Origin of the sequence: Shewanella sp. 10N.286.51.B2 (genome assembly GCF_041469265.1) — a bacterium.
GTDB lineage: Bacteria > Pseudomonadota > Gammaproteobacteria > Enterobacterales > Shewanellaceae > Shewanella.
This window is the reverse complement of record NZ_JBFRKH010000084.1, coordinates 1-1,034: the sequence shown is the minus strand read 5'-3', so window position 1 is coordinate 1,034 and position 1,034 is coordinate 1. Positions and strand designations below refer to the sequence as shown.

The window sequence follows — 1,034 nt, the reverse complement described above, 5'->3', positions numbered from 1 at the left end:
TAGACCTCGTAAACAAAGACACATTCTTTTTCCGGCAGTATTTTGAGCATTACTTACGTATTCGCGAAAATATTCGATTTACAACAAGGACTTAGCGATGGTACCTTTGAAGTTTGAATTGAGCAGCCTGGAACATTATTGTGCTGCTATTGAATAAGCTGTTAGCTTTATCAGGAGTTTGGTGTAAATGGATACATTAGAGGGAATTTGGACTTTATTAAAAATGTTACTTTTTAGTAGTCAAACAGTGATCAACCCAACCCCTATAAATATTAACCAATCTATAACTACCATAAAGCTAGATAAGCCAATATCTGCCATTAACTCAGGGGCTAATATTCAAGTAGATGTAACTCATATTGTGGGAAAATATGAAAATGTAGTTGCAGGATTAGATAAAATTTCCGAGGTTTACCCTAAAGGCTGCATAAAGGGACAATTGATTACTGCTGATGGTACAGTTGTTCTTTTAAATGAAACAGGTGGAGCTGTAGGTCAAGATAATAGCTACGTCATATTTCATACATTTAAGCCATTACCAACGGATATAGAATTCAGCACAATAAAAGTTTCGTCATGCAACCCTATACCCAAAGCAACTTTAGTTTGGCGAAATAGTGGTAAATAAAGCTAACAGATAAGGATAGGCCGCGCGTAGCCGCGTCCTTATCCCAAGTGTTGAACAAGCCCGAGTGATACCTTTATAGTGTAAATATCAAAATTAACATGGCCACCCATTCCAGGTGGCTAAATATCAAACACTCTACTAGGCTTTGGTCATTACTTAATATTAGGTAGTTGATGATGGCCAGACCTAGAAAAACACTCGTGAGTTTAGAAGACACCCCTTACTATCACTGCTGTACGCCGGTGGTGCGCAAAGCATTTTTGTGTGGATTTGATAAGTCGACTGGTGATAACTATGAACATCGCCGAGAGTGGGTTGATTCGCGTATTATTGAATTAGCGACGATTTTTGCGATTGATATTTGTGCTTATGCCGTGATGAGTAACCATTTACATGTGGTGCTTAA

1 protein-coding gene and 1 pseudogene are annotated in these 1,034 nt (G+C 38.1%); both read left to right on the top strand.

Translation table 11 applies throughout. From position 1 onward, the window contains the following. Positions 1–187: 187 nt before the first annotated feature. Positions 188–628, top strand: coding sequence for a hypothetical protein (locus tag AB4140_RS18785; protein ID WP_372002176.1), 441 nt, complete (start codon positions 188–190; stop codon positions 626–628). Positions 629–804: 176 nt separating this feature from the next. Continuing rightward, positions 805–1,034, top strand: a pseudogene (locus AB4140_RS18780) (transposase); the annotation flags it as partial.